Origin of the sequence: Bacillus sp. C30, from assembly GCF_040838255.1 — a bacterium.
Classification (GTDB): Bacteria; Bacillota; Bacilli; order Bacillales; family Bacillaceae_G; genus Bacillus_A; species Bacillus_A mycoides.
The window spans coordinates 1-2,487 of sequence record NZ_JBFPJH010000427.1; the positions used below are offsets into that span (position 1 = coordinate 1).

Consider the following 2,487-nt stretch of genomic DNA (forward strand, 5'->3'; position numbering starts at 1 on the left):
TATATATACTTTTTGTTAACATACTACGTCTCACACCGATTTTTCGTAGCATTTCATAACGGCGTACATCACGAGAAGCGCCTGTTAATATTTTGAACATAAGAGAACTCGCCATCATTGCTAAAAACGCAATTCCAAGGAAAAACCCCATAAACATTGTTCCGCTCATGAAACTGTTCATGAACTGATAAATTGTCATTTTCGTATATAGTTCTACTTTTGCGCCTGTTGTTTTTTCAATTAATTCTTTTTGTCTCTTATCTATATCGAGCAACAATGGTTTATATTTTTTCATATCATCTACTTTTGCTAATGTTACAGTATGTTCTGTTCCTTGAATTCCTTTATAACGCTCTTCATCTGCAATTCTTACAGGTTTTCCGTTAAATTGATTATGTGTAATTTGTATCTCTCTTACAACCGCATCTTCCCAATCTTTTGGCATACGAGGAAGCTTATTCGCTACTTCAGGAGCTTCCAAAGCAGAATAGACAGGTTCAGTTAAAGGTGTAGCCACACGTTTACGAGCAGGTTCTTTTAAAGTCTTTGTATCAAAATGATCTGAAATAAGTGTTGGTTTTTCAGTTAAGTCGTTACGTAAATAATAAACCGCTTCTCCATCTACTTTATACTTATACTTGCTTTCTTCAACAATTTCCATTTCTTTTAATGCCGCTTTATCTTGTTCATTTGGATCATGAATTACGACATCATATACACGTGAGAAGTCTGTCATAATGCCTACATTCTTTTGAAACGCCATACCTGCTGTCATTGCACCTGCACCTAATGCAATTAACATCGCTACAGTGCCTAGTACCCTCGATAAACTAGTTACTCGAAAACGTAACTGTGCATAAGTAAAACTATTTAATCCCGTTTCATTTCGTTTTTTATTTCCCTTAATTTTCATTACAAAAAGTGGGAGCAACGAGCTGAAAATGAAATACGTTCCTACTGTCGTAACAATTGTCGCTATTATAAATCCTAGTTCAGCAAACATTTTTATATTCACCATAAAATAGTATCCTGTACTTACTAGCAATACACCTAGTACTGTCATAATAACAGTGCGAGTCTTACTTTTCTTCACCTCATCTTGCGTTTCATCTTCACGTATTAACTCTAATTCTGTTTTACGTAATAATCGGAAACTATTCATTAAACCAGTAATGAAAAATAATATTAAGAAGAAAATAGATGTAACTAATATAGCTGGTGTGTACACAGATGCGTAATTACCTTTTGCTGAAATTTCCATTCCATTCATTAAAAAATTTCCTGCTACACTAGCAAGTACTATTCCTACTAAAATACCGATAATAATACTGACAATCCCCATACCAAAAGTCTCAATAAATAATAATTGCGCTACTTTTTTCTTTTTCGCTCCAAGCATCATGTACATACCGAGTTCTTTTCTTCTTAATGTAAGTAAAAAAGAATTGGCATATATGATATAAAAAACTGTAATGAAAGAAAGCAATATTGCACCAACCCAGAAGACGAGCCTAATACTACTAATAAGACTATTATCTTTTGTAAATTCACTATTCATCGCCATCGTTTGGAACATGTAAAAAATACTAATACTAATGACTAGACCAATAAGTAAAACCATATAATCCTTTAACATTTTTTTCATACTATGACGTGATAATTTGAATAACATAGTCTCGCCCCCTTACTTCGACTCAGTTGCTGAGCCCATTTGGGCAAGCACACCTAAAATATCTTGATAGAAATTTTCTCGTGTTCCTTGACGTTTTAACTCTTTATAAAGAAGTCCATCCTGTATAAATAAAATACGTTCACAATAGCTCGCACTAAATGCATCGTGTGTTACCATCAAAATACTTACATTGTGATTTTCATGTAAATCTTGCATCGCTTCTAATAAACTTTTTGCATTTTTACTATCAAGTGCTCCTGTCGGTTCATCTGCTAATACGATTGCCGGATTATGTACTAAAGCTCGTGCTGCCGCTGTTCTTTGTTTTTGTCCACCAGAAACAGCAGTCGGATATTTTGTTAAAATTTCAGTAATCCCTAATTTCGTCGCAAGCCCATTTACTTTTCCAGTAATCTCACTTGACGGTACGCCTTGCAGGGAAAGTGGTAAAGCGATATTTTCATAAATTGATAAATTTTCTAGTAGATTAAAGTCTTGAAAAATAAATCCTAGTTTTTGAGAACGAAAATCTGATAATGCATTCCCCTTCATAGAAGTAATATTTGTGCCAGCTATTGTTACACTACCACCTGTCGCTTGATCAAGTGTACTAATCACATTTAATAATGTCGTTTTACCAGATCCAGAAGGACCCATAATCCCTACAAACTCTCCTTCTTTAATACTTAATGAAACACCCCTTAATGCTTTTGACTGATTCTCATTTCTTTTCCCATACGTTTTTTCTACACTTTCTACAGTAACTACATTTGTTGACATCTCTTTCACTCCATCCCTTTTGCATAGTATAAATT

2 protein-coding genes are annotated in these 2,487 nt (G+C 34.0%); both read right to left on the bottom strand.

The annotated features are described in order from the left end of the window. A partial coding sequence (locus AB3X49_RS21240) for an ABC transporter permease (RefSeq protein ID WP_367964567.1) occupies nt 1-1,672 on the bottom strand: 1,672 nt, incomplete at its 3' end. 12 nt (nt 1,673-1,684) lie between these two features. Further along, entirely contained in the window at nt 1,685-2,452 is a 768-nt protein-coding gene (locus AB3X49_RS21245; protein ID WP_367964569.1) for an ABC transporter ATP-binding protein, read from the bottom strand. Nucleotides 2,453-2,487: the final 35 nt, after the last annotated feature.

Coding starts and splice junctions, on each gene's coding strand:
- AB3X49_RS21245 (WP_367964569.1), bottom strand. CDS start 2,452: ATGTCAACAAATGTAGTTACTGTAGAAAGTGTAGAAAAAACGTATGGG.